General features: G+C 31.8%; 29 protein-coding genes and 1 tRNA gene. 8 read left to right on the top strand and 22 right to left on the bottom strand.

All coding sequences use genetic code 11. The features are described from left to right. Positions 1–8: 8 nt before the first annotated feature. Together LNAT_RS03715 and LNAT_RS03710 are read left to right on the top strand one after the other, a co-directional pair. Positions 9–419: an arsenate reductase ArsC gene (locus tag LNAT_RS03715; protein WP_096258570.1), complete on the top strand. Its 411-nt coding sequence runs from the start codon at positions 9–11 to the stop codon at positions 417–419. A gap of 36 nt (positions 420–455) precedes the next feature. Next, on the top strand, positions 456–713 hold the full coding sequence (locus tag LNAT_RS03710) for a hypothetical protein (protein WP_096258569.1): 258 nt from the start codon (positions 456–458) through the stop codon (positions 711–713). A gap of 3 nt (positions 714–716) precedes the next feature. On the opposite strand, the gene LNAT_RS03705 is transcribed toward LNAT_RS03710, so the two are convergent. Together LNAT_RS03705 and purL are read right to left on the bottom strand one after the other, a co-directional pair. Further along, the gene (locus tag LNAT_RS03705) at positions 717–1736 is read right to left on the bottom strand and encodes an aldo/keto reductase (RefSeq protein WP_096258568.1); all 1020 of its coding nucleotides are present in this window, start codon (positions 1734–1736) and stop codon (positions 717–719) included. Positions 1737–1744: 8 nt separating this feature from the next. After that, positions 1745–3952: a phosphoribosylformylglycinamidine synthase subunit PurL gene (gene purL / locus LNAT_RS03700; RefSeq protein ID WP_096258567.1), complete on the bottom strand. Its 2208-nt coding sequence runs from the start codon at positions 3950–3952 to the stop codon at positions 1745–1747. A gap of 70 nt (positions 3953–4022) precedes the next feature. Between purL and dnaJ the strand changes: the two genes are divergently transcribed. Continuing rightward, the gene (dnaJ, locus tag LNAT_RS03695) at positions 4023–5111 is read left to right on the top strand and encodes a molecular chaperone DnaJ (protein WP_096258566.1); all 1089 of its coding nucleotides are present in this window, start codon (positions 4023–4025) and stop codon (positions 5109–5111) included. 74 nt (positions 5112–5185) lie between these two features. Here dnaJ and LNAT_RS03690 read toward each other — a convergent pair whose 3' ends face one another. From LNAT_RS03690 to folD, 3 genes are read right to left on the bottom strand one after another with little or no spacing between them, the layout of a single operon-like run. Then, the gene (locus tag LNAT_RS03690) at positions 5186–5842 is read right to left on the bottom strand and encodes a site-2 protease family protein (protein WP_096258565.1); all 657 of its coding nucleotides are present in this window, start codon (positions 5840–5842) and stop codon (positions 5186–5188) included. Positions 5843–5862: 20 nt separating this feature from the next. After that, on the bottom strand, positions 5863–6660 hold the full coding sequence (gene lepB / locus LNAT_RS03685; protein ID WP_096258564.1) for a signal peptidase I: 798 nt from the start codon (positions 6658–6660) through the stop codon (positions 5863–5865). Then, positions 6657–7505 (bottom strand): bifunctional methylenetetrahydrofolate dehydrogenase/methenyltetrahydrofolate cyclohydrolase FolD, encoded by an 849-nt coding sequence (folD, locus tag LNAT_RS03680; protein ID WP_096258563.1) that lies wholly within the window; start codon positions 7503–7505, stop codon positions 6657–6659. The genes lepB and folD overlap by 4 nt, the downstream gene beginning before the upstream one ends. A 55-nt stretch (positions 7506–7560) precedes the next feature. On the opposite strand from folD, the gene LNAT_RS03675 reads away from it, so the two are divergent. Both LNAT_RS03675 and LNAT_RS03670 read left to right on the top strand, forming a co-directional pair. After that, positions 7561–7908: a c-type cytochrome gene (locus LNAT_RS03675; RefSeq protein WP_096258562.1), complete on the top strand. Its 348-nt coding sequence runs from the start codon at positions 7561–7563 to the stop codon at positions 7906–7908. Further along, positions 7905–8795 carry an HpcH/HpaI aldolase/citrate lyase family protein gene (locus tag LNAT_RS03670; protein ID WP_096258561.1) on the top strand — a complete coding sequence of 297 codons (891 nt, stop codon included), beginning with the start codon at positions 7905–7907 and terminating at the stop codon, positions 8793–8795. Before LNAT_RS03675 ends, LNAT_RS03670 begins: the two co-directional genes overlap by 4 nt. Here the strand turns inward: LNAT_RS03670 and LNAT_RS03665 are convergent. From LNAT_RS03665 to LNAT_RS03650, 4 genes are all read right to left on the bottom strand, one after another. Next, positions 8785–10359 (bottom strand): sensor domain-containing diguanylate cyclase, encoded by a 1575-nt coding sequence (locus tag LNAT_RS03665; protein ID WP_096258560.1) that lies wholly within the window; start codon positions 10357–10359, stop codon positions 8785–8787. The two genes, LNAT_RS03670 and LNAT_RS03665, sit on opposite strands and share 11 nt — an antisense overlap. Before the next feature lie 119 nt (positions 10360–10478). Continuing rightward, positions 10479–11000 carry a YbhB/YbcL family Raf kinase inhibitor-like protein gene (locus tag LNAT_RS03660; RefSeq protein WP_096258559.1) on the bottom strand — a complete coding sequence of 174 codons (522 nt, stop codon included), beginning with the start codon at positions 10998–11000 and terminating at the stop codon, positions 10479–10481. A gap of 22 nt (positions 11001–11022) precedes the next feature. Further along, entirely contained in the window at positions 11023–11439 is a 417-nt protein-coding gene (locus tag LNAT_RS03655) for a hypothetical protein (protein ID WP_096258558.1), read from the bottom strand. An 18-nt stretch (positions 11440–11457) separates the two neighbouring features. Continuing rightward, positions 11458–11865 (bottom strand): acyl-CoA thioesterase, encoded by a 408-nt coding sequence (locus tag LNAT_RS03650; RefSeq protein WP_096258557.1) that lies wholly within the window; start codon positions 11863–11865, stop codon positions 11458–11460. A 223-nt stretch (positions 11866–12088) separates the two neighbouring features. Here LNAT_RS03650 and glyS point away from each other — a divergent pair, with 223 nt between their 5' ends. Both glyS and thiS read left to right on the top strand, forming a co-directional pair. After that, the gene (gene glyS, locus LNAT_RS03645) at positions 12089–14062 is read left to right on the top strand and encodes a glycine--tRNA ligase subunit beta (protein ID WP_096258556.1); all 1974 of its coding nucleotides are present in this window, start codon (positions 12089–12091) and stop codon (positions 14060–14062) included. A 13-nt stretch (positions 14063–14075) separates the two neighbouring features. Then, entirely contained in the window at positions 14076–14294 is a 219-nt protein-coding gene (gene thiS / locus LNAT_RS03640; RefSeq protein ID WP_238593980.1) for a sulfur carrier protein ThiS, read from the top strand. Positions 14295–14395: 101 nt separating this feature from the next. Here the strand turns inward: thiS and LNAT_RS03635 are convergent, their stop codons facing one another. From LNAT_RS03635 to LNAT_RS03585, 12 genes are all read right to left on the bottom strand, one after another. After that, positions 14396–14902: a DUF302 domain-containing protein gene (locus LNAT_RS03635; RefSeq protein WP_096258555.1), complete on the bottom strand. Its 507-nt coding sequence runs from the start codon at positions 14900–14902 to the stop codon at positions 14396–14398. Between the two features lies 1 nt (position 14903). Beyond that, a complete protein-coding gene (locus LNAT_RS03630; RefSeq protein ID WP_096258554.1) occupies positions 14904–15857 on the bottom strand; it encodes an SLAC1 anion channel family protein in 954 nt (317 codons plus the stop codon). 80 nt (positions 15858–15937) lie between these two features. Continuing rightward, positions 15938–16834: a cation diffusion facilitator family transporter gene (locus LNAT_RS03625; RefSeq protein WP_096258553.1), complete on the bottom strand. Its 897-nt coding sequence runs from the start codon at positions 16832–16834 to the stop codon at positions 15938–15940. Further along, the gene (gene truD / locus LNAT_RS03620) at positions 16821–17876 is read right to left on the bottom strand and encodes a tRNA pseudouridine(13) synthase TruD (RefSeq protein WP_096258552.1); all 1056 of its coding nucleotides are present in this window, start codon (positions 17874–17876) and stop codon (positions 16821–16823) included. The genes LNAT_RS03625 and truD overlap by 14 nt, the downstream gene beginning before the upstream one ends. Next, entirely contained in the window at positions 17873–18538 is a 666-nt protein-coding gene (locus LNAT_RS03615; RefSeq protein WP_096258551.1) for an EI24 domain-containing protein, read from the bottom strand. Before LNAT_RS03615 ends, truD begins: the two co-directional genes overlap by 4 nt. Positions 18539–18547: 9 nt before the next feature. Beyond that, complete coding sequence (locus LNAT_RS03610) at positions 18548–19402, bottom strand: thiamine-phosphate kinase (RefSeq protein ID WP_096258550.1); 855 nt, start codon at positions 19400–19402, stop codon at positions 18548–18550. Continuing rightward, the gene (locus tag LNAT_RS03605; protein ID WP_096258549.1) at positions 19399–19947 is read right to left on the bottom strand and encodes a PAS domain-containing protein; all 549 of its coding nucleotides are present in this window, start codon (positions 19945–19947) and stop codon (positions 19399–19401) included. Before LNAT_RS03605 ends, LNAT_RS03610 begins: the two co-directional genes overlap by 4 nt. Next, a complete protein-coding gene (locus LNAT_RS08865; protein WP_238593979.1) occupies positions 19948–20148 on the bottom strand; it encodes a hypothetical protein in 201 nt (66 codons plus the stop codon). It abuts the gene before it with no gap. Between the two features lie 71 nt (positions 20149–20219). Next, on the bottom strand, positions 20220–20483 hold the full coding sequence (locus LNAT_RS08860; RefSeq protein ID WP_238593978.1) for a hypothetical protein: 264 nt from the start codon (positions 20481–20483) through the stop codon (positions 20220–20222). Next, positions 20458–21018, bottom strand: a complete 561-nt coding sequence (locus LNAT_RS03595) for an RIO1 family regulatory kinase/ATPase domain-containing protein (RefSeq protein WP_096258548.1) — start codon at positions 21016–21018, stop codon at positions 20458–20460. Before LNAT_RS03595 ends, LNAT_RS08860 begins: the two co-directional genes overlap by 26 nt. Before the next feature lie 9 nt (positions 21019–21027). Then, complete coding sequence (locus LNAT_RS03590) at positions 21028–21855, bottom strand: CoB--CoM heterodisulfide reductase iron-sulfur subunit B family protein (protein WP_096258547.1); 828 nt, start codon at positions 21853–21855, stop codon at positions 21028–21030. Continuing rightward, positions 21852–22811 carry a succinate dehydrogenase/fumarate reductase iron-sulfur subunit gene (locus tag LNAT_RS03585; protein WP_096258546.1) on the bottom strand — a complete coding sequence of 320 codons (960 nt, stop codon included), beginning with the start codon at positions 22809–22811 and terminating at the stop codon, positions 21852–21854. Before LNAT_RS03585 ends, LNAT_RS03590 begins: the two co-directional genes overlap by 4 nt. 35 nt (positions 22812–22846) lie before the next feature. Here LNAT_RS03585 and LNAT_RS03580 point away from each other — a divergent pair. Then, positions 22847–22923 (top strand) — tRNA-Arg (locus LNAT_RS03580). An 11-nt stretch (positions 22924–22934) separates the two neighbouring features. Here the strand turns inward: LNAT_RS03580 and LNAT_RS03575 are convergent. Beyond that, positions 22935–24641, bottom strand: coding sequence for an FAD-dependent oxidoreductase (locus LNAT_RS03575; protein WP_096258545.1), 1707 nt, complete (start codon positions 24639–24641; stop codon positions 22935–22937). Between the last annotated feature and the right edge of the window lie 92 nt (positions 24642–24733).

The following is a 24733-nucleotide window of genomic DNA, read 5'->3' as shown; positions in this document are numbered from 1 at the left end:
GGATAATAATGAAAAAAGTTTTAATTATGTGCACAGGAAACAGCTGCAGAAGTATAATTGCAGAAGCTCTTGTAAATGCAAAACTTGAAGGGATTGAAGCCAAAAGTGCAGGCACAAAACCTGCAGGAAAAGTAAATCCAAATGCAAAAAAAGTTTTAAAAGAATATGGAATATGGAATAATAAATATTATTCGAAACATTTAGATGATATAATAAATGAAGACTTTGATTTGGTTGTTACAGTCTGCGACAAGGCAAAAGAAACATGCCCTGTTTTTCCAAAACACGTGCCTAAAATTCATACGGGTTTTGAGGACCCGGACGGAAAAGATTACCGCGAGTTTCAAAAAACATATAAAGAAATAGAAAAGAAACTGCTGCCTAAAATAAGAAAATTTTTTGAAAAAGAAAATTTTTAATATAATTTATGTTAATATTAGATAAAAAGGAAAAAAATGAAAAAAATATTAGCTTTATTAAGTATGACAGGATTACTTTTTGCGGCAAGATATCCAATTATAGTAGAATACAATTATTTGAAAGGATGTATTCAAAATAAAAATATTGAAAATTATTGCATATGCACATTGAATGCAATTGAAAACAGATATACATTAAATGAATTTATTACAGCTTCTCAAGACAAAGAAAAAGCAAAAAAATTAATCGGTTTTGCAGTAAGCAAATGTTTAGATAAACTCAAAAACAATTAAAATTCATCCCATAGGATAAATAATTTCTTCTTGGATTTTTTTTATATCCTTTAAAATTTCCCTGTTTAATTTAATTTCAGCGGCTTTAAGTGAGGGTTCAAGCTGCTCTGATTTTCTAGCGCCTATAATTGTAGATGCAACAAAATCAAAATGTTTTGAATACGCAACTGCCAAAGTAACAGGATGGATATCATATTTTTTTGCAATTTCTAAAAACTTTTCAGTGGCTTTTAATGTTTTTTTATTATAAAATCTTTTTGCATGATTTCTGACCCTACTATTTGGATAATTTAAATAAAACATAAACCTGGCATCTTTTGGCGGATTTGATGTATTGTATTTCCCGCTTAAAATTCCCCCAGCAATCGGGGAATAAGGAAGAAGTGAGACTTGTTCTTTTCTGCATGCATATTCAAGTTCGTCAAAAAACCTGGGATTTAGCACACTGAAATTATTCTGGATACTCTCAAATCTTGAGAGGTTTTCATATTTTGCAACAGTGTTTGCTTTTGTAAGTCCGTAAGCACTGTCATTTGAAGTCCCGATATATCTGACTTTTCCTTCTCTAACCAGCTCATCAAAAGCCCTCATTGTCTCTTCAACAGGAACTACCCTATCCGGCCAGTGCTGCTGGTAAAGATCGATATAATCAGTACCTAGTCTTTTTAAACTGCCTTCAACAGCTTTTTTTATATGAAACCTGTCCATTGCGGTAAGACCATGGCGGATTGGCGGAATATACCATCCGCTTGCAGCACCGGCAACTTTAGAAGCCAATATTATACTATCACGTGGTTTGGTTTTTAACCATTCACCTATTATTTTCTCAGTAACTCCAGCATATTTTTCTTCCGGAGGCACCGGGTATAATTCAGCCGTATCAATAAAATTTATACCGCTATCATATGCTTTGTCTAAAATTTTAAAAGCTTCTTTTTTATCCGTAGTTGAGCCAAACGTCATTGTCCCAAGACACAGAACACTAACCCTAAGACCGCTTCTTCCTATATATCTAAATTCCATAAATTGCCTTAAATTTCATCGGCAAAGTCTATCTCATTTCTCATAATTTTAGGAAAGGTATTAAAATAAATATCTTTAGCTTTATTTAAATTAATTTCTACATTGTTAATTCTAATTTTATCCCCTCCGACAGTGCCGACTTTTTCATATTTAAGCCCTATAGTATCACATAGCTTTTCAAAATTTTCAGCATTCTGAGGTTGAATCTCCACAAAAGCCCTGCTTAAACTCTCACTGAATATATCAATGTCTTTATCAACATTTACATTAATTTCAAGACCTTTATTGCTTACACATGCCCATTTATAAGCAGCAATTGCAAGTCCTCCTGTGCTTATATCCTTTGCACTTTCAATTAAATCACTTTGAAGCACACGCCAGAGTTTAAGCTCTTTTACAAAATCCACTTCCGGATGAGCCCCTGCAACTTTACCGGCAAATACTTTCAAATACAGGCTTCCCCCAAATTCACTTTTAGTCTCACCCAGCAAATAAATAATATTCCCTTCATCTTTAAGTTCACTGCTTCTAAAACTATCCCCTACCCCTACCATTGCAATTTCAGGTGTCGGGTATATACCCTCTCCTTCATTTTCATTATAAAGCGAAACATTTCCACTGACAACTGGTGTATTTAAAGCAGAACAGGCTTCTTTAATACCCTCACACCCTTCTTTAAACTGCCACATAATTTCAGGATTTTCAGGATTTCCGTAATTTAAACAGTCTGTAATGGCAAGAGGAGTGATTTTTTTAACGGCAATGTTCCTTCCGGCCTCCATTACCGCTGCCGCAGCGCCTAGTTTTGGATCGATATAACAAAATCTGGCGTTACAATCTGCACTCATTCCTATATATTTTCCGTTTTCTTTAACCCTTATCACACTTCCATCAGCCCTTTTAGTGTCCACTGTATTTGTCTGTACCATTGAATCATACTGTTCATAAATCCATGCTTTATCTACCACTTCACTCTCAGCCATCAATTTTTCAAATGCTTTTTGCACTTCAACTTCAGGAATTTCAATATCTTTTATAGTTTTAAGGTATTCAGGCTCTTTTACCGGACGGCAAAGTTCAGGAGCTTCTTCTGTAATTGGAGCCACCGGAATATCGGCAACTTTTTCTCCATACCAGAAAAGTTCTACTTTTCCTGTGTTTGTAACTTCTCCAATCACCTCAGCATCAAGATCGTATTTTTTAAATATTTCAATAATTTTATCCTCATAACCTTTTTTAGCACAAATAAGCATTCTCTCCTGAGATTCACTTAGCATAAGCTCATACGGATTCATCCCCTCTTCCCTCATCGGCACCTTATCAAGATACATTTTAAGCCCGCTTCCGCTTTTTCCTGCCATTTCAAAACTGCTACTTGTAAGTCCCGCAGCACCCATATCCTGAATTCCCACAATATAATCGGTTTTAAAAAGTTCCAAACACGCTTCCATTAAAAGTTTTTCAGTAAACGGGTCACCTACCTGAACAGTTGGGCGCTGGTCTTCATCTCCTTCTTTAAAACTGTCGCTGCTCATTACAGCCCCTCCAAGTCCGTCACGCCCGGTTTTGCTTCCAACATAGATGACAGGATTACCGATTCCCTCGGCTTTGGCATAAAAAATTTCATCCTGGGAACAGATACCAAGGGCAAAGGCATTTACCAAAATATTTCCCCTGTAGCATTCTTCAAATGAAGTTTCTCCTCCAATTGTAGGCACACCTATACAGTTTCCATATCCGGCGATTCCTGCAACCACACCGCTTAATAGGTGTCTATGAAGCTTGGCAGTATCATCATTTCCTTTAATATGTGCAAATCTGATGGCATTTAAATTTGCAACCGGTCTTGCACCCATTGTGAATATGTCTCTAAGTATTCCGCCAACTCCTGTTGCAGCTCCCTGATATGGTTCTATAAAGCTTGGATGATTGTGTGATTCCATTTTAAATACAGCCGCCATGTTTCCGCCGATATCAATAACACCCGCATTTTCTCCAGGTCCTTGAATTACCCAAGGAGCTTTTGTAGGAAAACCTTTTAAATAACATTTACTTGACTTATAAGAACAGTGTTCACTCCACATTGCACTGAATATCCCAAGCTCAACTAAATTCGGTTCTCTTCCAAGAATTGTTACAATATGCTCATAGTCTTCTTTGGTTAATTTATGCCTTTTTAATAATTCATCAAGTTCGCTTTTATTTATCTCATACATTGTTGGCCTTTTTTAAATGAATTTTAACATAAATAAAGGTATAATTACACAAAAAAAGAGGAGGAGCATATTGGATTATTATGAAATTTTAGGTGTCAGCAGAACAGCCAGTGCCGTTGAAATTAAAAAAGCCTACAGAAAACTTGCGATGAAATACCACCCTGACAGAAACCCGGGAGACAAAGAGGCGGAAGAAAAATTTAAATTAATAAACGAAGCCTATCAGGTTTTAAGCGATGAAGAAAAAAGAGCCGTTTATGACAGATACGGAAAAGAGGGGCTAGAAGGCAGGGGATATAAGACAGATTTTGATTTCAGTGATATATTCGATATGTTTAATGATATTTTCGGCGGAGGATTTGGAGGAAGGGGGGAAGAACCCCTCCCTTATGACATAGACAAAGCCATTGAAGTTACACTTGATTTTGAAGAAGCGGTTTACGGAGTAAGCAAAGAAATTAAAACCACATATTTTTCTATTTGTCCTAAATGTAAAGGAAGCGGGGCTGAAGAAAAAGAAACATGCCCTGTTTGTCACGGACGCGGTCAGGTGATAATGGGAAACGGTTTTATGAGAATTTCACAAACCTGCCCAGAGTGTCAGGGAAAAGGTTATATTATTAAGAAAAAATGTAGTGAGTGTAAAGGCAGGGGATATATTGTAAAAGAAGAGAGTGTTAAAATAGATATTCCTGCCGGCGTAGACAATGGAATGAGAATGAGAATTGCAGGCAGGGGGAATGAAACAAGAGGCGGCTACAGGGGTGATTTATATTTAATTTTTAAAGTAAAAGAATCTAAAATATTTAAAAGAAAAGGAAATAATTTAATTGTTGAAGTCCCTGTATTTTTCACAAGTGCAATTTTAGGAGATTCAGTTAAGATTCCAACTTTATCGGGTGAAAAAGAGATAGAAATAAAACCCGGTACAAAAGATAAAACAAAAATTATATTTAGAGGTGAAGGGATACCGGATCCGAATACAGGATATAAAGGCGATTTAATAGCGATTATTAACATAGTCTATCCAAACAGGCTAACCGATGAACAAAAAGAACTTCTTGAAAAACTTCATAAAAGCTTTGGAAAAGAGGTAAAAGAACACAAAAACATTTTAGAAGAAGCAATAGAAAAAGTTAAAAGCTGGTTTAAAAAATAATGGATAATGTATAATGGAAAATAGAAAATTAAAGATTTTAACTCAATTATCCATTCTACATTTTCAATTTTCCATTAATGCAAAAGCCAGCTTATAATAACCTCTGCTGGATAAAAAAAATAATTGGCAAGAGGTGTAAAAAGAATAATTAACAAAATTATCATCCCGTAAGGTTCAATTTTATTATAAAATTTTGCAACTCCGTATATTTTAAACTGTAGTGAAAGATATTTAAGTGCATTAGCCCCGTCAAGTGGAGGCACCGGAATTAAATTAAATACTCCCAAAACAACATTTACCACAATTAAATAATATAAAAATAAAAACATAAAAGCACCAAACACTGTATGAAAATCAAAAAAACCAATTAACGCAGAAGCTATAAAAGCCAAAACAAAATTATATGTAACACCTGCAATTGAAACATTAAAAGCCCCTATATATCCACCGTTTTCCACAACTTTAAATATATTGACAGGCACAGGTTTTGCCCATCCAAAAATTATCGGATCATTTACACCTGCAAGTTTTTGAGATAAAAAAAGCAGGATTGGAAAAACTATACTTCCAAAAGGGTCAATATGTTTTACAGGATTAAGTGAGAGCCTTCCTTCCCTCCTTGCAGTCTCGTCTCCATAATATCTGGCCACAAGCCCGTGCATTATTTCATGTCCGATAACTGCAATTAAAAAAGCCAAAATTAAAGCAGTATATTTAATAACATATTCCATAATTTTTCACTTTTAACTTTTCATTTTTCATTTGTTTTGCATCCGTAAGTTAAATAAGGCTTTTTACCAACTCTCAGTTCTTTTTCTATTTCATCAACAGTCATTCCGACTCTATGCCATCTTATTGTATAATTTTCATCCCAGCTCATATATATAAACCAAGGTTTTCCAACTATAAGTTTATAAGGCACAGGACCCCAAAACCTGCTGTCGTCACTATGGTCTCTGTTATCTCCCATCATAAAAAACTGCCCCTTAGGCACAATTATAGGCCCGTAATTTATAACTTCTTCTGGAAAGTCAACTTTTGGATCGTGGTGAATTCCCAGATGTTGTTTCATATATGGATTTTTTACCCAGATTTCCCCATTTATTGTCGCAATATCAGCTTTCATTTTTTTTGCAAATTCTTTTGTTTTTTCATCATTGTTTTGAATTCTAATATATAAATCTTTATTTCTGACCATTAATTTATCACCACCAACAGCCACACATCTTTTAACAAAATGCATTTTAGGATTTACAGGATAACGGAAAATTACAATATCCCCCCTTTTAGGTTTAGGCCCGTCAATTAAATGGCCATCTCCCCTGAAATCAGGCAAAAGAGGAATTTCAAGCCAGGGAATATGAGGAATTGGCACTCCATACGCAAATTTTTTGGCAAAAAGCGCATCACCTGGAAGCAAAGTCCTTTTCATACTTCCGCTTGGAATCACAAAAGCCTGTGCCAAAAAGAAAATAATAATTAAAACTATTACAATAGTACCTGTCCATGTATTTGACCAATTATACAGTTTTTTTAGTTTTTCTTTCATTTATTCTCTTTTTGAAGCTTTGCAGCTTTTATTGTATTTTTTAAAAGCATTGCAATAGTCATAGGTCCCACTCCTCCCGGAACCGGAGTAATATACGAAGCTTTTTTGCTTACATTTTCAAAATCAACATCACCAACTATTTTTCCGTCAACTTTATTTATTCCGATATCTACTACAATTGCCCCGTCTTTTACCATATCAGCCGTAATTAAATCAGGTTTTCCAACCCCAACTATTACAACATCGGCTCTTTTCGTATGGGCAGCCAAATCTCTGGTTTCTATATGACAGATATCCACAGTAGCCCAAGCATTTACCAATAACGCCCACATAGGTTTACCGACTATGTTGCTGGCCCCCACAACACAGACATCTTTTCCTTTTAAATCAATATTGTATTCCTTAAATAGTTCCATCACCCCAAGAGGAGTACATGGGGCAAAACTGTCAAGTCCTTCCACCAACCTTCCCATATTGTACGGATGAAATCCGTCAACATCTTTTTGTGGTGCCACGGCTTCAAGCACTTTTGTTGTATCAATATGCTTTGGAAGAGGCAGTTGAATAAGAAGACCGTGAATATTGGGATTTTTATTAATCATTTCAATAGTAGACAAAAGTTCTGTTTCGGTTATACTTTCTGGAAATTCATGAACAACCGAATACATACCTACTTTTTCACATGCATTTTTTTTCATTCTTACATATGTCTGACTTGCCGGGTCTTTACCTACCAAAATAACCGCAAGCCCCGGAACAATTCCCTCTTTTTTTAACTCTTCTACTTCTTTTTTTACTTCTTCTTTTATTTTTTCAGATAATTTTTTACCGTCTAATATTTTCATATCATTCCTTTTTTATGATAAAATGGATGTAAAATTTTATCATAAAGGTCCTTAAATGTTAAATAAGCTGTTATTATTGTTAATAGCTTCTTTCCTTTTAGCTAAAAACAGCTGGTTTATTACTAATCTTGAATATGGAAAAATGCTTTATAACAATCCAAGGGGAATAAGCTGCGCAAAATGTCATGGAATAAAAGGTAAAGGAAAAACAGTAACCCATTACATAAAAAATGGTAAAAAAATTTATATAAAAGCACCGAATATACAAGATATTGACCTTAATAGACTAAAAAAAGCCCTGTTTCACAAATACAAACCCAAAAACCCTATAATGCCTGTTTACAACTATTTAACCGATGAAGAAATTGAGGCGATTTTATTATATTTAAGGAGTAAAAAATGATTTTTGAAAATATTGAAGAATTAGAAGAAATAGTAAAAAACAACGATATAAAAAAAGCTTCAAACCTAATAGGAAATAAAAAATTAAAAACAACCAAAACTAAAAAAAGAAGCGCTTTAATGGTCAGCGGACATAACGTTAAACATTTAAATAAAATAGATGAAATTAAAGCAGATATTGTTATACTTAATTTGGAAGACGGGGTACCCAGAGAAAAAAAAGAAATAGCCAAAATAATGATTGCCGTTTTTTTAAGCAATACTGAATATTTAAACAAAGAAGTAATAATCAGAATCAACCCGTTAGATGAAGGAGGAAAAGAAGAAATTAAATTTCTGGACAGATTCTCTTTTGACGGATTCAGAATACCGAAAATAAAAGATACCGAAGATATTGACGATGTTTCAATTATAACAGATAAAGAAATTCATGCTTCAATTGAAACAAAAGAGGCGTTTTTTAATTTAACCGAATTTACACATCCAAGACTTACAGCTTTTTATATAGGAATTTATGATTTACTTAATTCATTAAATCTGTCTCATTCCATTATTGACCATAATAACCCCCTAATTCACTATATTTTAAGTATTTTTTCTCTTAAATCAAGATATATAGAAAAAACTCCTATTGGATTTGTGTATCAGCAATACAAAGATTTAGACGGATTTACAAAATGGTGCGCTTTACAAAAAAATTTGGGACTTCAGGGGGTCGGATGTATTACTCCAAAACAGGCAGAAATTGCAAATAAAATTTTTAACGATGATTTAGAATTTGCAAAAATAATAGTGGAAAGATTTGAAAGTACTGGTTCTTTTACAATAGACGGGCTTTATGTAGATGAGCCAATTTATAAGAATTATTTAGCATTACTTAATAAATAGTTTTATTTCTACCACTTTTTTTTGCTTGATATAATTTTTCATCCACGGCTTTTAATAAATCTTTCATCTCCATTTTTTCGTTATTATATTCTGCCACACCCACACTTATTGTAACTTTTTTATCAATACCAAAATCATGGTTTTCTATGGCTTTTCTTAATCTTTCAGCTATTTTTATTCCTTTTTCAAGTTTGGTATTCGGACAAAGAATCATAAATTCTTCACCGCCCCATCTTGCTGGGACATCAGTGCTTCTAACTGTTTGTTTTGTAATTCTTGCAATTTCTTTTAAAACCTTATCTCCCACATCGTGACCAAAATTATCATTTATTTTTTTAAAATAATCAACATCAAACATAATTAGACAAAAAGGTGTTTTATATCTTCGGTATTTATTAATTTCATTAACTAATTCTTCATTGAATTTATACCTGTTGTAAAGATTTGTTAATTTATCTTTTATAGCCATTTCTTCCAATTTTTTATTTAATTTTTCTAACTCTTTATTTTTTTTATACAAAGCGTTTTGAGTCAAATTTTCAATATTTTCATATATTTCATTAATTTCCACAAAAGGGGATTTTGTTTTTTTAAACTGTTCATTGTTAATGATTGACTGTATATTATTATGCAGATTATATAAAGAATTAATAATTTCTTTTGTAATAAACATTGTCATAAAAAAGCCTAAAGTAACTGAAAGAAATGAAACTATTAAAAACAACAAAAATATTTTTTTTATAATAGGAGAAAAAATATTTTTTTTATCTATTTCTGATACAATTATCCATCCCAAATTTTGTAATTTATTAAAATAAGCTAATTTTTCTCCCTGGGTATAGTATTCAAAAAAACCGTTTGGTTTATTAAATATTTTTTTATCAATTTTATTTTCTCTAAAAAAATTTTTATTCAAATTAAATTTATTATGGGAAATAATAATTAATCCGTTTTTACTGAGAATAAAATTAAATATATTTAAAAACTTTTTTTCATTTAACTTTTTAATAATTTTATCCATTGATGTATCTATGGAAACAACACCGATTATTTTGCCGTTATTATCAACTAAAGCTTTTGAAACAGAAACCAACCATTCTTTTGTTTTTATTTCCCTGTAGGGAAGCCCCTGAGAAATATTAGGAAAAGATTTAATTGCAGCTTGATACCACGGTCTTATTGTAGGATCAAACCCTGCTGGGGGTATATAATTATTGATAAGAAGCATTTTATTTTTATAACCAGCATATACATAATTGATATCTTTATCAATTTCCTGAAAAACTTTAAAAGTTTCTAAAGCTTTTTTACGAGCTTTTTCATTTAAAAAAGGAGCAAACCTTACTTCCTTTAATCTGCTTAAATATTCAACTTCAATATAAAATTTTTTAAAATAGGCAGTTACATAATTGCTAATATCACTGTTTTCTATTTTTAATAAATTAAATACATTTTTTATTTGATACTGATAAAAAAATAAAGAAATTGATAACCCAAAAAACATTATCATCAGTAAAATTACAATAATTGCTTTTTTAAAAATTTCTTTTTTTAAACTTTTCATTTTAACCTCTGTGAAATATTATTAATAAATTATAACATAAAATTAACATTAATTAATATTTAGTTAAAAATAAAAAAAGAAAGGAAAAAAAATGAGGAAGTTTTAATAACTTTTAAAAACTATCTCCATCCCCTTGCATAATATCCCATAATAGAAGCTTTATCAATCGTGTGGGATTCTATGGCTTCGGCCAAAACCTGAGGGTTGATATTTCTGTCAATTTCAAAACCAGGAACATCCAATGCATAAACGGTAATTATATATCTGTGAGGTTTGCCAGGAGGGGGACACGGTCCTCCGTATCCTATTTCGCCATAATCATTTACAGTCTGAAAACCCAAATTAAAATATTCACTCTCAGGATTTCCGGCATCTTTTGGAAACTTATTTACACTTACAGGAATGTTTACAACCATCCAGTGCCACCAGCCGTGGTCTGTGGGGGCATCCGGATCAAACATTGTAATAGCAAAAGATTTTGTATTTTTTGGAGCATTTTCCCATATAAGCTCAGGTGAAATATTTTCACCTCCACATGCGGGATAAACCTGTTCAATTGAAATTTTTTCATGAAAATCCGGTGAATAGAGAGTTAAAGCATACATAATCACACCTCCTATTAATAATAACAATTTTTTCATACTTTTTTTAAATAACCTCCTTTTATTTTGAAATTTCTTCAATTTTATTAATAACGTTTTTTATTGTATCTTTAATGTTTACATCAATAATATAACAGTTTTGCGTTAAAATATTTTCCAATTTCGATTTAATTTTAAAAAGTCCCGATTCCATTGTCTGAAAAACTAAAATTACAAAAGCATCATCAAATTTAGCAAATAAATCGCTTTTTCTTAAATTACTTTTTATTTCACTAATTTTATTTGCATCAAATCTGCAGACAATAATATTTATTTTTAAATTCTGATATCTTTTATACAACTCTAAAATATTTTTTAAATATTCAATAAAAAAAGATTTGGAATAAATATCATAAAAAGGGTCTTTAATAATATTGCTGTATAATAATTTGATTATTTCTATCAATTTTTCTTTTGGAAGTTCATGAAGTTTATCCATAACACACCTTCATTATTTTCATTCACCCTTGAAATATTTTTTTATTACACCATCAGATATTTTTTTAGGTCTGTGGGTTTCATAATCCACATACACCCATTCAGTTTCTCCAAAACATATTAATTTATCATTTTTATAAATTTCATACTTTCTTTTTGACGTTACTTTCTTAACCTCATCAATCCAGGTTTTTATTATTAATTTATCGTCTTCGAATGCCGGTAATTTATACTCTATATGATGCGATTTGGCAAACCATGTCGCACCTATTTTTTTATAAATTTCAGGGGTAAATCCCAGTTTTGCAGAATGCTCCATAGCTGCATTTATCATCCATTCAAGATATTTCAGATTATTAACATGCCCGTTAAAATCTATATCTTCTTTTGAAACTGTAATTCTTTTTTCAAAAATATCCGGTTTCATATAACCTCTTTTTTATGACACTGATTAAATAAAGTAAAACAATTGCAAATTTTAACTAAATAAAAGCTTAAAAAAAATTTTGTTTGAACAAAGTGAGTTAATACTTCTTAGCTTTTATTTAGCGTTAAAAAATTTACACTCTTGTTGAGTGCATTTAGTCAGTGTCTTTTTTGTTTATATATTATAGCACATTTTGATAAAATTACACTAAAAAAGGAAACTAATGCTTAAACCTTTACTTATTGAAATTGGAGTTGAGGAACTGCCTGCAATTCCACTGCTTAAAGAACTTCCAAATATAGAAAAAAAATGGCTGAATATTTTAGAAGAATATGATTTAGCAACAGATTTTGATTTTTTCTATACGCCAAGAAGACTAACTCTTTGGCATAGGGAATTCCCTACAAAACAGGAAGACAAAACAGAAGAAATCTGGGGGGCGCCAAAAACAATAGCTGAAAAAAATCCAAAGGCGATTGAGGGATTTGCAAAAAAATGCGGGATATCCCCAAATGAAGTAAAATATAAATCAAAAGGAAACCAAGAATTTTTATATTTTAAAAAAGAAATTAAAGGAAAAGAATCAAAAGAACTAATCCCAGAGATGATTGAAAAATGGCTTAAAAGTTTAAATTTCGGCAAAACAATGAAATGGGGAAACTGTGAGGCGGAATTTATCCGCCCAATCAGATGGATTTTAGCAATGATTGAAGATGAAGCAGTTATTTTTAATAAATACTGCGCTACTTCAAGCAATTTCACTTACGGACACAGGCTTTTTAAAGATAAAATTTTTATTGATTTTGCGGGAAAATATTTTTGTGAACTTGATAAAAAAGGGGTTGTTTTATATCAGGATGAGAGAAGAAAAAAAATCCTAAAAGACATTGACAAAATAGAAAAAGAAAATGGTGTTAAAGTTGAAATAGATAAAGATTTACTTGAAGAAATTGTCGCAATTACAGAATACCCAACAGCACTTTTTGGTAAGTTTGACGAAGAATTTTTAGTATTGCCTCCTGAAGTTATTATAACCTCAATGAAGGAACATCAAAGATATTTTCCTGTATTTAAAGACGGGAAATTAACAAATGCATTTGTAGTTGTCAGCAATGCATATACAGATAATTTTTCAAAAATTATCAACGGAAATGAAAGAGTACTAAGGGCCAGACTATCAGATGCCTTATTTTTCTATCAAAACGATTTAAAAAACGGCCTTTCTATTGAGGGATTAAAAGATATAGTGTATATGGATAATTTAGGAAGTCTTTATGATAAAGTTAAAAGAGAAGAAAAAATAGCGGAAATCTTGGCTAATAAATTTAATACAGATAAAGAAAAATTGATTAAAGCCATAAATTTGGCAAAAGCTGACCTCCTCACTGAAATGGTTTATGAATTTACAGAACTTCAGGGAATTATGGGTTATTATTATGCAAAAGCTGCGGGAGTTGATGAAGAAATTGCAACTGCCATAAAAGAACAGTACACTGACACTGCAAGTAATAAAACCTCAGCCCTGCTTAATATAGCAAGAAACCTTGACACTCTTGCAGGACTTTTTAGCATCGGTAAAATTCCAAAAGGAAATAAAGACCCGTTCGGTCTCAGACGTGCGGCAAATCACATAATCAAAGTTTCTCTCGAAAATAAAATACCTCTTGATTTTAAAGAGATTTTAGAAAAAATAAAACCTCTTTATAAAAATTTAAATACAGATCAGCTGCTTGAATTTATTTATGAGAGACTTTATAAATTTTACAATGTTAATCCATCTGTTATCAGGGCAGTCTTAGCCACAGGTGAGAGTAATATCCTTGAAATTGATAAAAAAACAAAATTACTAAATGAAGTAGTAAATTCAAAAGATTTTAAAGACCTTTCAGTTACTTTTAAAAGGGTTGCAAACATTGTAAAAGATTTTGATTTAAATAAAATCAATGTAGATGAATCTCTTTTTGAAAAAGATGAAGAAAAAGAGTTATGGAATGAATTTAATAAAGTAAAAAATTATACAGATTTAGAAAAAAAACTTGATTTTTTAATTTCTCTTAAGCCCCTTATTGATAAATTCTTTGATAATGTAATGGTAAATGTAGAAGATGAAAAAATTAAAAACAACAGAAAAAGCCTGATTGCTTCAATTTACAAAGAATTTCTGGATATTGCAGACATTAAGGAAATAACTATTTAATGGAGAATGAAGAATGCATAATGGAAAATTAATAAAAATAAAAATAAACGGAATGGAAAAAGAAATTCCACAAAACAGTTCCATTTCCGAGCTTCTAAGCTCCCTTAACGTGCTTGATAAAACGATGGCGGTAGCTGTTAACATGAAAATAGTAAAAAAAGACGAATGGGATAATTATAAACTGCAAAACGGTGATAAAGTAGAAGCTCTTAATTTCGTAGGCGGAGGGTAAACCAAAATTGATAATGTAAAATTGAAAATGAAAAATGAAAATTAATCAATAAAGAAAATGAAGTTTATCGTGACTGCTTAAAAAGCAGCACGATAAAAAAATTAGAAGATTGAATATCTGAAATGAACGAATGACAAAATACTTTCTATGTCTTTAACAACTTTTTCCATAATTTTACCCTCTTTTGTGTGAGAAAGCATTCTTGTTAAAAGATATCCGTTCATTAAAGAAATAAAAACCTGACCTTTTGAATCTTCATAAACTGCAATTGAAAGAGGCATTTTTACAGCCATAAATTTTGTATCATCATCACTTAACATTTTACCTGAAAGCTTTGCATTACAGAATTTAATAATTGCAACTTTACCTACATCAGGACCGCCGTATTTTTTAACTTCTTCTTCCTGATTGATTACAGTTACTATATGCCATCCCGGTTGATGGGCTATTCTATTTGCCAATAAATTAACAGTTTTTTCAAAACTGTAAGGACTTTTTATCTGTTTAAAAAATAAATTCTCAGCTGAAATTTTAAAAAACAAAGGTATTAAAAATACCGCTACAACAAATCCTATTATAAATCCACCCAATAAACTTTTTTTATTCATTTTATTCCTCCTCTGGTATACAAATTTTTTGTGCTTTTACAGCCAAATATGTTTTATAAGCCACATAAAATACTACAACTGTAACTAATGCAAGCAATATTACTGAAAACCAATACATTGAATAATTTCTGAAACTGCTATATATTAAAATTGTAGAAATTGTAATTGCTGCAAGTGGGAAAGTATATGCCCACCAAGATATAAAAAACGGCAATTCTGTATAAAGACTTTTTTTCAAAAGCAATAAAAAGAATGTAAACAGTGCAATTAAATACAAAATCATACTGAATGTATCAATGCTTCCAAAACTTATTCTAAAGTAACTAATAAATCCCACAGCAGGCGGTGCTATAAGAATAAAAAATGTAGGAATTAGTTTTTTAGGTAATGGATGGTGGAAAATCATTCTGTATGTAACTATTGTAAATAAAACAATCCAGTAAAAAATACCTATACTGAAAAAGAATAAATTCACATACTCATTTACAATATCAACTCCTGCAATTGGAACCAACACATTACCCACTATCGGAATAAACCATGCAGGATTTATCATTTTTACATCAAACTGGTGTCTTATCCAGAATTTAATTACATTAAATGTAAAAAAGAGATGTAACCATGCTCCAATCCACCAAAAAGTAACACTAATAGGCGGTGCAAAATCCATATATGCAATTGAAATCAGTAAAAAACTGATTGAAATTGCTGCAATAAAAGAACTTTTTACAGGATGATTAACTTCGGCATTAATTGCATCAGGATATTTTACCCATTTAATTACATAAGTAATAAAAATACCAAAAAATGCTATCGTGTCCAGAATTAATAATGTAAAATAAGGCCAATACGGAAAATTCAAAAAATGATATGCTTTTGCATATGCGATAGCAAGACCTGAAAGTCCCATTATAACGGCAAAAAGTTGTACAGGAAAATATTGTAAACTTCTCATTCTTACCTCCTCATAATAAATCAAGCTGAATTATAAGAAATATTAATCAAAAATACAATAATTATAATAAAAAATTATATCTATTCACATTCTTCCTGAAGTTTGTTTATAAAAGAATCGTCATAAGGGTCTGCATGTATATTTATAACCCAGACTTTATTCGGATCTAATTTTCTGATTTTTTCTTCCACATTTTCTATAATGGTATGTGCCAGTTTCAATTTCATATCGGGTGTTAAAACCAAATGTACATCCACAAAATTTCTGTTCCCCGCCCTTCTTGTCCTTAAACAGTGGTAATCAAGTACAAGAGGTTCTTTTTTGATAATGTCTTTAATAGCTTCAACAGTTTTAAAATCAAGCGCTACATCTAAAAGTATTTCAAACCCCTCATTTACAATCTCACTGGCTTCACGGATAATATAAACGCCTATCAAAATTGATAAAATATAATCTATATAAACAAACCCGGTAAATTTTACAATCAAAAGGGAAATTAAAACTGAAATATTAGTAATTAAGTCTGTTTTGTAATGCAAAAGGTCTGATTTAATAACTAAATGGTTTGTCTTTTTAACCACGTAATATAAAAACCCTACCAATAATCCGGTTAAAACAATAGAAAAAATCATTACATATATTGAATCGTCAAGATGTGTTATTGTCTCTTTTTCTATTGCTTTTCTAACCGCCTCATATATAATAAAAAGTCCGCTTAAAATAATTATTGTTCCTTCAAACAAAGCAGCTAAAGCTTCAACTTTTCCTTTTCCGTAATTAAATTTTTCATCTGGCTTGCTTTCACTGACTCTGACTGCAATATTATTAAAAATACTGACCACCATATCCAAAACACTATCTAAGGCACTTGCAATTACAGCCACGCTGCCGCTCATAAACCCAACTATAATTTTTGCAACCGCAAGAGTAAAAGCGGTTAAAGTCGCAACTGTGGTAGCTAGTTTAGGCAAGTGCATTTATATTTCCTTTTAAAATTTCTATTAAAACAGTGGCATAACTCCCTTTTGGTAAAATAAAGCTAAATTCATACCACGCCTTATCTTTAATATATTTTTTATCTATAATTTCCGGGAAAATCCAGGTAATTCTTCTGTCTCCGTTTGCCGGCAAAAGTTCATCATATTTTTCTTCAATTTCCCTTGCCCTGTCTCTCGCCCTCATTGCTTTTTTACCCGGCATTAGCCCTGTAGGTGAAATATCTTTTTTATAAAACCTTTCGGTATCTTCAAAATTCTCAAGATAAAAAAGTCTTCCCATTGGATAATGGCTCATTACATCCCCTGGTAATAATTTAAACGGATGTTTTTGTTTTTTTATAAATTTAATCAGTTCTTTTTCATATCCCAAACTCAAAAGTTCTTTATCACTCAGTTCAAAAAGGTTACTTAACTTTATCCTCTCCATCAGCCATTCATTAAACAGTTTTGACTGATATGCGCTTATTAAAAATTTCTCAAGTCTTCTGTTTTTAACAAATCTCTTTCCTTCTATTATTTCTTTTGCCTGCTGTATATTATCTTCTTTTCCAAATCTCTGATAACCGAAAAAATTAGGAATTCCAAGTTTTTTTATATCAATCAAAACCCTCTCAATTCTTTTGGCATCGCTTGGCAATACTTTTTTAAGCCTTACAAAAAACTTATTTCCCTTTAAATGACCGATTTTAAGTTTATTTCTGTGAAGGTCCTGTTCTAATATTTTTATTTTTTTATCTTCAAAACTGTTTATCTCATCCCTGTAAATTCTAGGCACACTTATCCACTGAATTGTAAGACCGTCTTTGTCTTTAAGTCCGGCATATCCTATTTCATTTCTTTTTATACCTGTTTTTTTACTTAAAATATCAATCATCTGTGGTGTAGTTAAATCTTTTTTCCTGATTTTTAGCATCAGCCAGTTCCCGGTATGCTCAAATCTGTAAAGCGGAATTTCCTCCACAAAAAAATTATCACTGTTTTTATTAAAAACAAAATTTATCGGAGCATGTGAATATATCATCTTTTTCCTTTACATTTTTTAAGTACAAAATGGGTCATCAATATTAATTGAAAAGTATAACCAAATAAAGAAACAAAAGGAATAAAATAAATCAGACTGCTGAAAAATACCTGTAATTTTATTTTCCATTTATTTTGTTTTTCAATTTCCTCAGGCTCAAAGAAAAGATAACTGCTGTCAAACACAAGAGGCTTTTTATTAAGGATTGTAAGCAGAAACATTTCATAAATAATATTTACCACAGGAATAAAAAGTAGAAAAAAAGTAAAAACAAACACTATAAAATAAATTAAAAACGCTTTCAAACTAATCCATACGCCTTTTAAACTGTCTTTTAATTTTGTCTCTCTAACCGGACAGTTATAATGTTTTTCATTTATTCTTAAAACTATTTTGTCTATAAAAAAAGAAGAAAAAACTCCCAATGTAGAAATAACACTGAAATAATACAAAATAAAAATTACAATTCCGCTTCCTATGCCTGAGAGTATCTGATTTATTGCATTTGAAAAAGGAAGATGGGAAATGTATGAAAAAATAAACCCATAAATAAAATCCTTAAAAACTAAAAATATAACCGCCCAGAAAATTATAGAAATTAAAAAAGGCAAAAATGTATATTTTATTATCTGTCTGTCAAAAAAATCTTTTATTATATTCATTTAAAATCCTTAAAAATGATTTTCCGGGCAAATATTTTTATATTTTCCCCGTTTGGTTTTAGCAAAAACGGTTATGGGTGTGCGTGTAATCTTTGAAATATTTTCAATTGCTTTTAAATTTTTTTTTGGAAAAGTAAAAAGTATTTCATATTCTTCCCCGCTGCAACCCACAGTTCTATCAAATTTCTTAAAAAATTCGAATCCTATTTTTGAAATATTACTGATTCTCTCCAGTTCTTTAAAAAGTCCGTCACTGATATCACAGGCTGCGGTAATATATCTGCTTGCTCTATAAAAAAAATCATCTCTTAGTTTTGGTTTTACAAATTTAGAATTTTTAGATATTTTTCCTCCTCTAAGCAGAGTATATAAATCCCTTTTTACATTTCCCAAATTTCCCGTATATGCTACAAATTCATTTAATTTCGCTTTTCTGAAAATCGGTTTTTTACTCTCCCCTATAAAAGTCATGGAAATTGCTATTTTCTCATTCTTAATAGTATCTCCGCCGATAATTTCATAATTATATTCTTCTGCAGCTTTTTTAAATCCATCTGCAAGTAATTCAATATCCTTTAAACTCAGATTTTTAGGAAATCCTATATTTATTAAAGCATACTTTGGCTTCGCATTCATAACGATTATATCACTGATGTTAACTAAACTTGCTTTATAGCTTATCTCATCCAGACCAAACCACTCTCTTTTAAAATGAATATCCTCGAAAAACGAATCGCTCGCTACCACCAATTGCTTATTATTTATTTTCCATTTTCCATTTTCTATTTTCCGTAGGTTTATTACCGCTCCGTCATCTCCGATAAATCTGTTTTTAAACTGTTTTATAAAAAATTCTTCTTTCATTTATTCGCCAATAAATCTTCTGCTTTGTTTGGCAATTTATCTAAAATTTGCAAAAGTTCCTTTTCCCATTCTTTTAAAGCTTTTTTCTTTAAAAGTTCTTCTTTTCTAACTTTTTTATATAAAGCATATGCCTGTTCTATTTCATCTCTGCTGGGTTCTCTCCTAATAGCAATATATCCAGCTATTTTATCAGGATCATTCACAATATTTCCTTCTTCATCTATCGGGTCTACATTTACTTCAACCCAGTAATGATTTGAATCTTTCCTTAAATTCATAACCATCCCGCTCCAATGTTCCCCTCTTTGAATGGTGTCCCACATATCCTTAAAAGCGGCTTCTGGCATAAAAGGATGCCTTACTATTGAATGGGGGGAGCCTATTAAATCAGTTCTGTCAAATTTTGTCATTTGCCTGTATGCGCGAGATGCGAAAGTAATAATACCTTTTTTATCAGTTCTTGTAACTAAAGCTCTGGCATCAAGACCTTCATCTTTAAATGTAATTTCTCTCCATGAAGGCGTTGTATAAGGTTTTACCGCCATTCATTCTCCTTTAAAAAAATTCATTTCATTATTAAATGGTGTATTTAAATGCATGTTTTGAAGTGCTTTTATATCATAAGCACTTGCCATTCCTTTAGGACAAATCATAACACATTTTTGAGAGTTTATGCAATTATAAAATCTGTTGTCTTTTGCTATTTCAATTCTTTTTTGTTTATCTTCACCTGTTCCCGCTATCATTTACATATTTAAAAATTTTAGTAAATACCCATGATTCTGCAAAATGTTTGTCATAATCAAGTGCCTCACATTCAGCAAACATAAATTACATAAAATACAATCAGTTTGCTTTTCATACTTTTGAGTTCTTCTGGATATTGAATTTCCTTACCTGCATCAATAAACCAGGCTTTTGTTTTTTTTATTTTTTCTTCCAAGTTTGAATGATCTACCACCAAATCTTTAATAATTTTCACTCTATCAAGCAATTCCAAAACAGTTTCATCTTCTTTATATTCAACTTCAAATTCATCAAAATGTATGTTTTTATTAAAACGTTTCATCAATACATTCATCTAACACTTTAATTGCCAAATCTAATCCTCTAACTTTATCTTTTTTATAAACCCCAACTATCTCATTAAGAAGTTTTTTATCAAATTTTTTATCCCTTTGCAAGTAATATCCGATTATTTGTAAAAAATTTCTTGGATTTTCAGTAAGTTTTGCCCTTTCAAAATCTAAAAATTTAATACCTTTTTTTGTACTTATAACATGATAAAATCTACCAAGCTGGGTATGGTAAATTTTTTTTAAATCCAGTTCATATGCTCCAATTAATGCTTCTTTTAAAGTTTCATAATACTCTTTTGTACCAATAAGCTCTTTTAATGGCCTTCCTTCAATTAATTCCATTATAAAATAGTGTTTTCCAATAAAAAAAGGTTTTGGAGCATAAAATCCATTTAAAATTTTTAAAAATTCATATTCTTTTTTTGCCAAATCTGTTTTTAACCATTTGAGAGCTGCAATTTTACCATTATCAAGTTTTACTTTAAAAACTTCTCCCTTATTACCCTCTCCAATTTTTTCTATAATCTCATAATTCATAAGCAGAAGTTAAATTGATAGTTTAACTTCTGTTTTGTTTAGATTGATCGCAGTCTCTTCAGGACTCATTCCACAGGCCACGTTTATAAGTTGTGTTACCTGAAGAATCGGCTCTTCCATTCCATCCATTGCTTTATGGCAAAGAGGACACGGGGTTGCCACTATATCGGCTCCGGCTTCTTTTGCACCCTCAAGCGGTTTGATTGAAAGCCTTTCTTTTTGATCTTTATCTGTATATGTGGCATGATACCCGCAGCATGTATTTTCGTTTTTATAACCTTCTATTACTTCAACTCCGAGAGGTTCAAGTATTTCTTTCAAAATTGTAGGGTTATCCACATCATCAAGAGCCACTTCATTTGGAGCTAAAACATGGCATCCGTAATAAGGGGCCACTTTAACTCCGCTGATTTGTCTTTTAATTCTTTTTTTATATTCATCAAGTCCTACAAAATCCCTGATTAAATTTAGGGTATGATAAATTTTAGCCTCACCCTTGTATTCAAGCCCCTCATCAGCTAAAATTTTATTGATTTTTTCTTTTAATTCTGGATCTGCATCAAGAGCTAATTTTGTTTTTGCAATAATCATATAACAGGTGTTACAAGGCGTATACAAATCAACGCCCTTTTCTTCTGCAAGTGCAATATTTCTCGCATTAAGCCCATAAACCACCAATTTATTGGTTTCATCAATAACACCCCCTCCGCAACAGGCGGCTCTGTCTAAAAGGATTCCTTCAACTCCCATATTTTCTAAAAATCTAACTGTTATATCATAATTATGAACATCAGCCCCCTGAAAACAGCATCCCGGATAAATTCCTATTTTTTTCATTTAAGTTCCTTTTGCAGTTTTTTAATAAAGTTTTGAAAATCTTTTATTCCTTCAAACGGCTTAGGTCCAAACTCATCTTCTTTTAAACCTCTTTCTCTAAACTCTTCTTCCATATTTTCTTTTATTTTTTCACCTTCATCTTCTAATGCAATTTCAGGTAAATTATATTTATCAATCTGTCCTGTCTCAAATACAGTCTGAAACCAGAATTTTGCTCTTCTAGTTGCGGGATTATCCTCCCCTACATCTTTAGCTATACGTCTAAGCTGTAAGATATCTTCTGCCGGTTTAATTCCTTTGGGACATGCAGCCAGACACATTTGACACTGTACGCATTCATAAATTCCATTTTCTTCTACAAATTTTATTCTCTCTTCCACGTCCATTCCATCACGGCTATCCATTATAAATCTAAAAGCTTTTGTTAGTTGGAAAGGTCCAAGATATTTTTCATCACCTTCAAGTGCATTACATTGACCGTAACATGCCATACATAAAATACAATCAGTCTGTTTATCATATAGTGCAAACTCTTCTGGACTTACAAGAGATTCGCTTTTTAGATTATCAGGCACTTTTTTAGGATCCGGTATAAGGTAAGGTTTAACTTTTTTGAGTTTATCAAATGCCGGCTCCTGGTCTACTACAAGGTCTTTAATTACAGGTAAATGCTGAAGCGGTTCAATTTTTATTACACCATTTCTTATTCTGTCTTTTGCCTGAATTTTACAAGCTAGCCCGCTTCTACCATTAATTATCATAGCACAGCTTCCACAAATTGCACTTCTACAAAATGCTCTGAATGTTAAGCTACTATCAATTTTATCTTTTATATGCATCAGAAGTTCAAGTACAGTTAAAGTATCTTCTACCTCTACTTCAAAATCTTGCCAGTAACTCTCATTTTTTTCAGGATTATATCTTTTTATTCTAGCAATATAACTTATTTTTTCCATTCTTAATCCTTTTTTGATATAATTATATTCCTCTTCTCCCGGTAGCTCAGCAGGATAGAGCGTCGGATTCCTAATCCGAAGGTCGTGGGTTCGAATCCCGCCCGGGAGACCATCTTTAATTTATTAGTATTTTCTCTCAGCCGGAGCGTACAAGCTGATATCGACTTCACCTTTTTTATAATCATAACTTCCATCAGCGTTTCTTGTAATAACTGAATGATACAGATAATTTTCATCATCTCTTTTTGGATAATCGTCTCTGTAAAAACTACCCCTGCTTTCTTTTCTCTGAAGAGATGCATAAGCTAAAACATCCGCAATATCAAGTAAATTGAAAAATTCAAGAGTTGCCTGCAAATCCAGATTAAACACTTTTGATTTATCTTCAACCCCTAAATTATTATGCGCTCTTTCAATTAAATTTTTAAGTTTATTGTAACCTTCCTGCATTTCAGATTCATTTTTGAATACCCCGAAATGTTTAAACATAATTTCACCAAGTTCAGCTCTCAAATCACCCAAAGTTTCTTTACTTTCTTTATTCATAAGTTCCTCTATTCTTCTTTTTTCATTTTCTATTATCTCAGTCCCACCTTTTGCAAAATCGGCACCTTCTGCATATCTTACGGCTTCAAGCCCTGCCACGTGACCGAACACAACAATATCAAGAAGTGAATTTCCTCCGAGTCTGTTTGAACCGTGAACACTTACACACTGAGCTTCCCCAGCTGCATAAAGTCCCTCAAGCGGAGTTTCACACTTAACATTAGTATCAATTCCACCCATTGCATAATGGGCCGTAGGTTTAATTGGAATTGGCTCTTTAATTGGGTCAATCCCTTCAAAATCAATTGCAAGTTCCCTAATTTGAGGAAGTCTCTCTTTTATTTTTTTCTCTCCTAAATGAGTTAAATCAAGATGAACATACTCCCTTCCCTCTTCATCTCTGAAGCCCCTGCCTTCTCTGATTTCCTGCATAATACTTCTACTAACTAAATCCCTGGGACCTAGTTCCATTTTTTCAGGTGCATATTTTTTCATAAATCTCTCACCCACATTATTTACAAGATGACCACCCTCACCCCTTGCAGCCTCAGTTACAAGAATAGCTGATTTTCTAAGACCTGTCGGGTGAAACTGTAAAAATTCCATATCTTTTAGAGGAAGCCCGGCTCTAAGTACTGCTGCCGTTCCGTCTCCTGTACAACCAAGGGCATTTGATGTATATCCCCAGTAAATCCTGCTGTGTCCTCCGGTAGCTAAAATTACCGCTTTTGTTTTAACAAACTGAATTTCACCCGTTGCAATGTTAATTGCACTAACTCCCTGAATTCTTTTACCATTATGGGCAATATTCAATAAAAACCATTCATTTAAAAATTTAATATCATTTTTTATACACTGTTCATATAAAGTATGAAGCATTACATGTCCCATTTTATCGGCACTGTAACAAGTTCTGTCTTTGCTTGCTCCTCCAAAAGGTCTTTGGGCGATTTTCCCGTTATTCAGCCTACTAAAAGGCACACCCATATGCTCCATTTCCCTGATAATTCTCGGAGCTTCATAACACATATATTTAACCGCATTCTGGTCTGCCAAATAATCGCTTCCTTTAATGGTGTCAAATGTATGAAGTTCTTCATTATCACTCGGGTCAACATTAGCAAGGGCAGCATTTATTCCGCCCTGAGCGGCCCCTGTATGTGAACGTGTAGGATAAACTTTGCTCATTACCGCAATATTAAGCCCTTTTGCTTCTTTTGCAGCACTCAAAGCCGCATAAAGTCCGGCTCCTCCCGCTCCGACAATTAAAACATCAACTTTCATATCACTCCTTTATATATTGTTAATTATATTATAACGAATAGCTATATTTAACTAAAAGAGTTTTATTATCTTTAATTGCTGTTAGTTACAAA

This window comes from Lebetimonas natsushimae, from assembly GCF_002335445.1.
GTDB lineage: Bacteria > Campylobacterota > Campylobacteria > Campylobacterales > Nautiliaceae > Lebetimonas > Lebetimonas natsushimae.
This window is presented reverse-complemented; position numbering and strand designations above follow the sequence as displayed.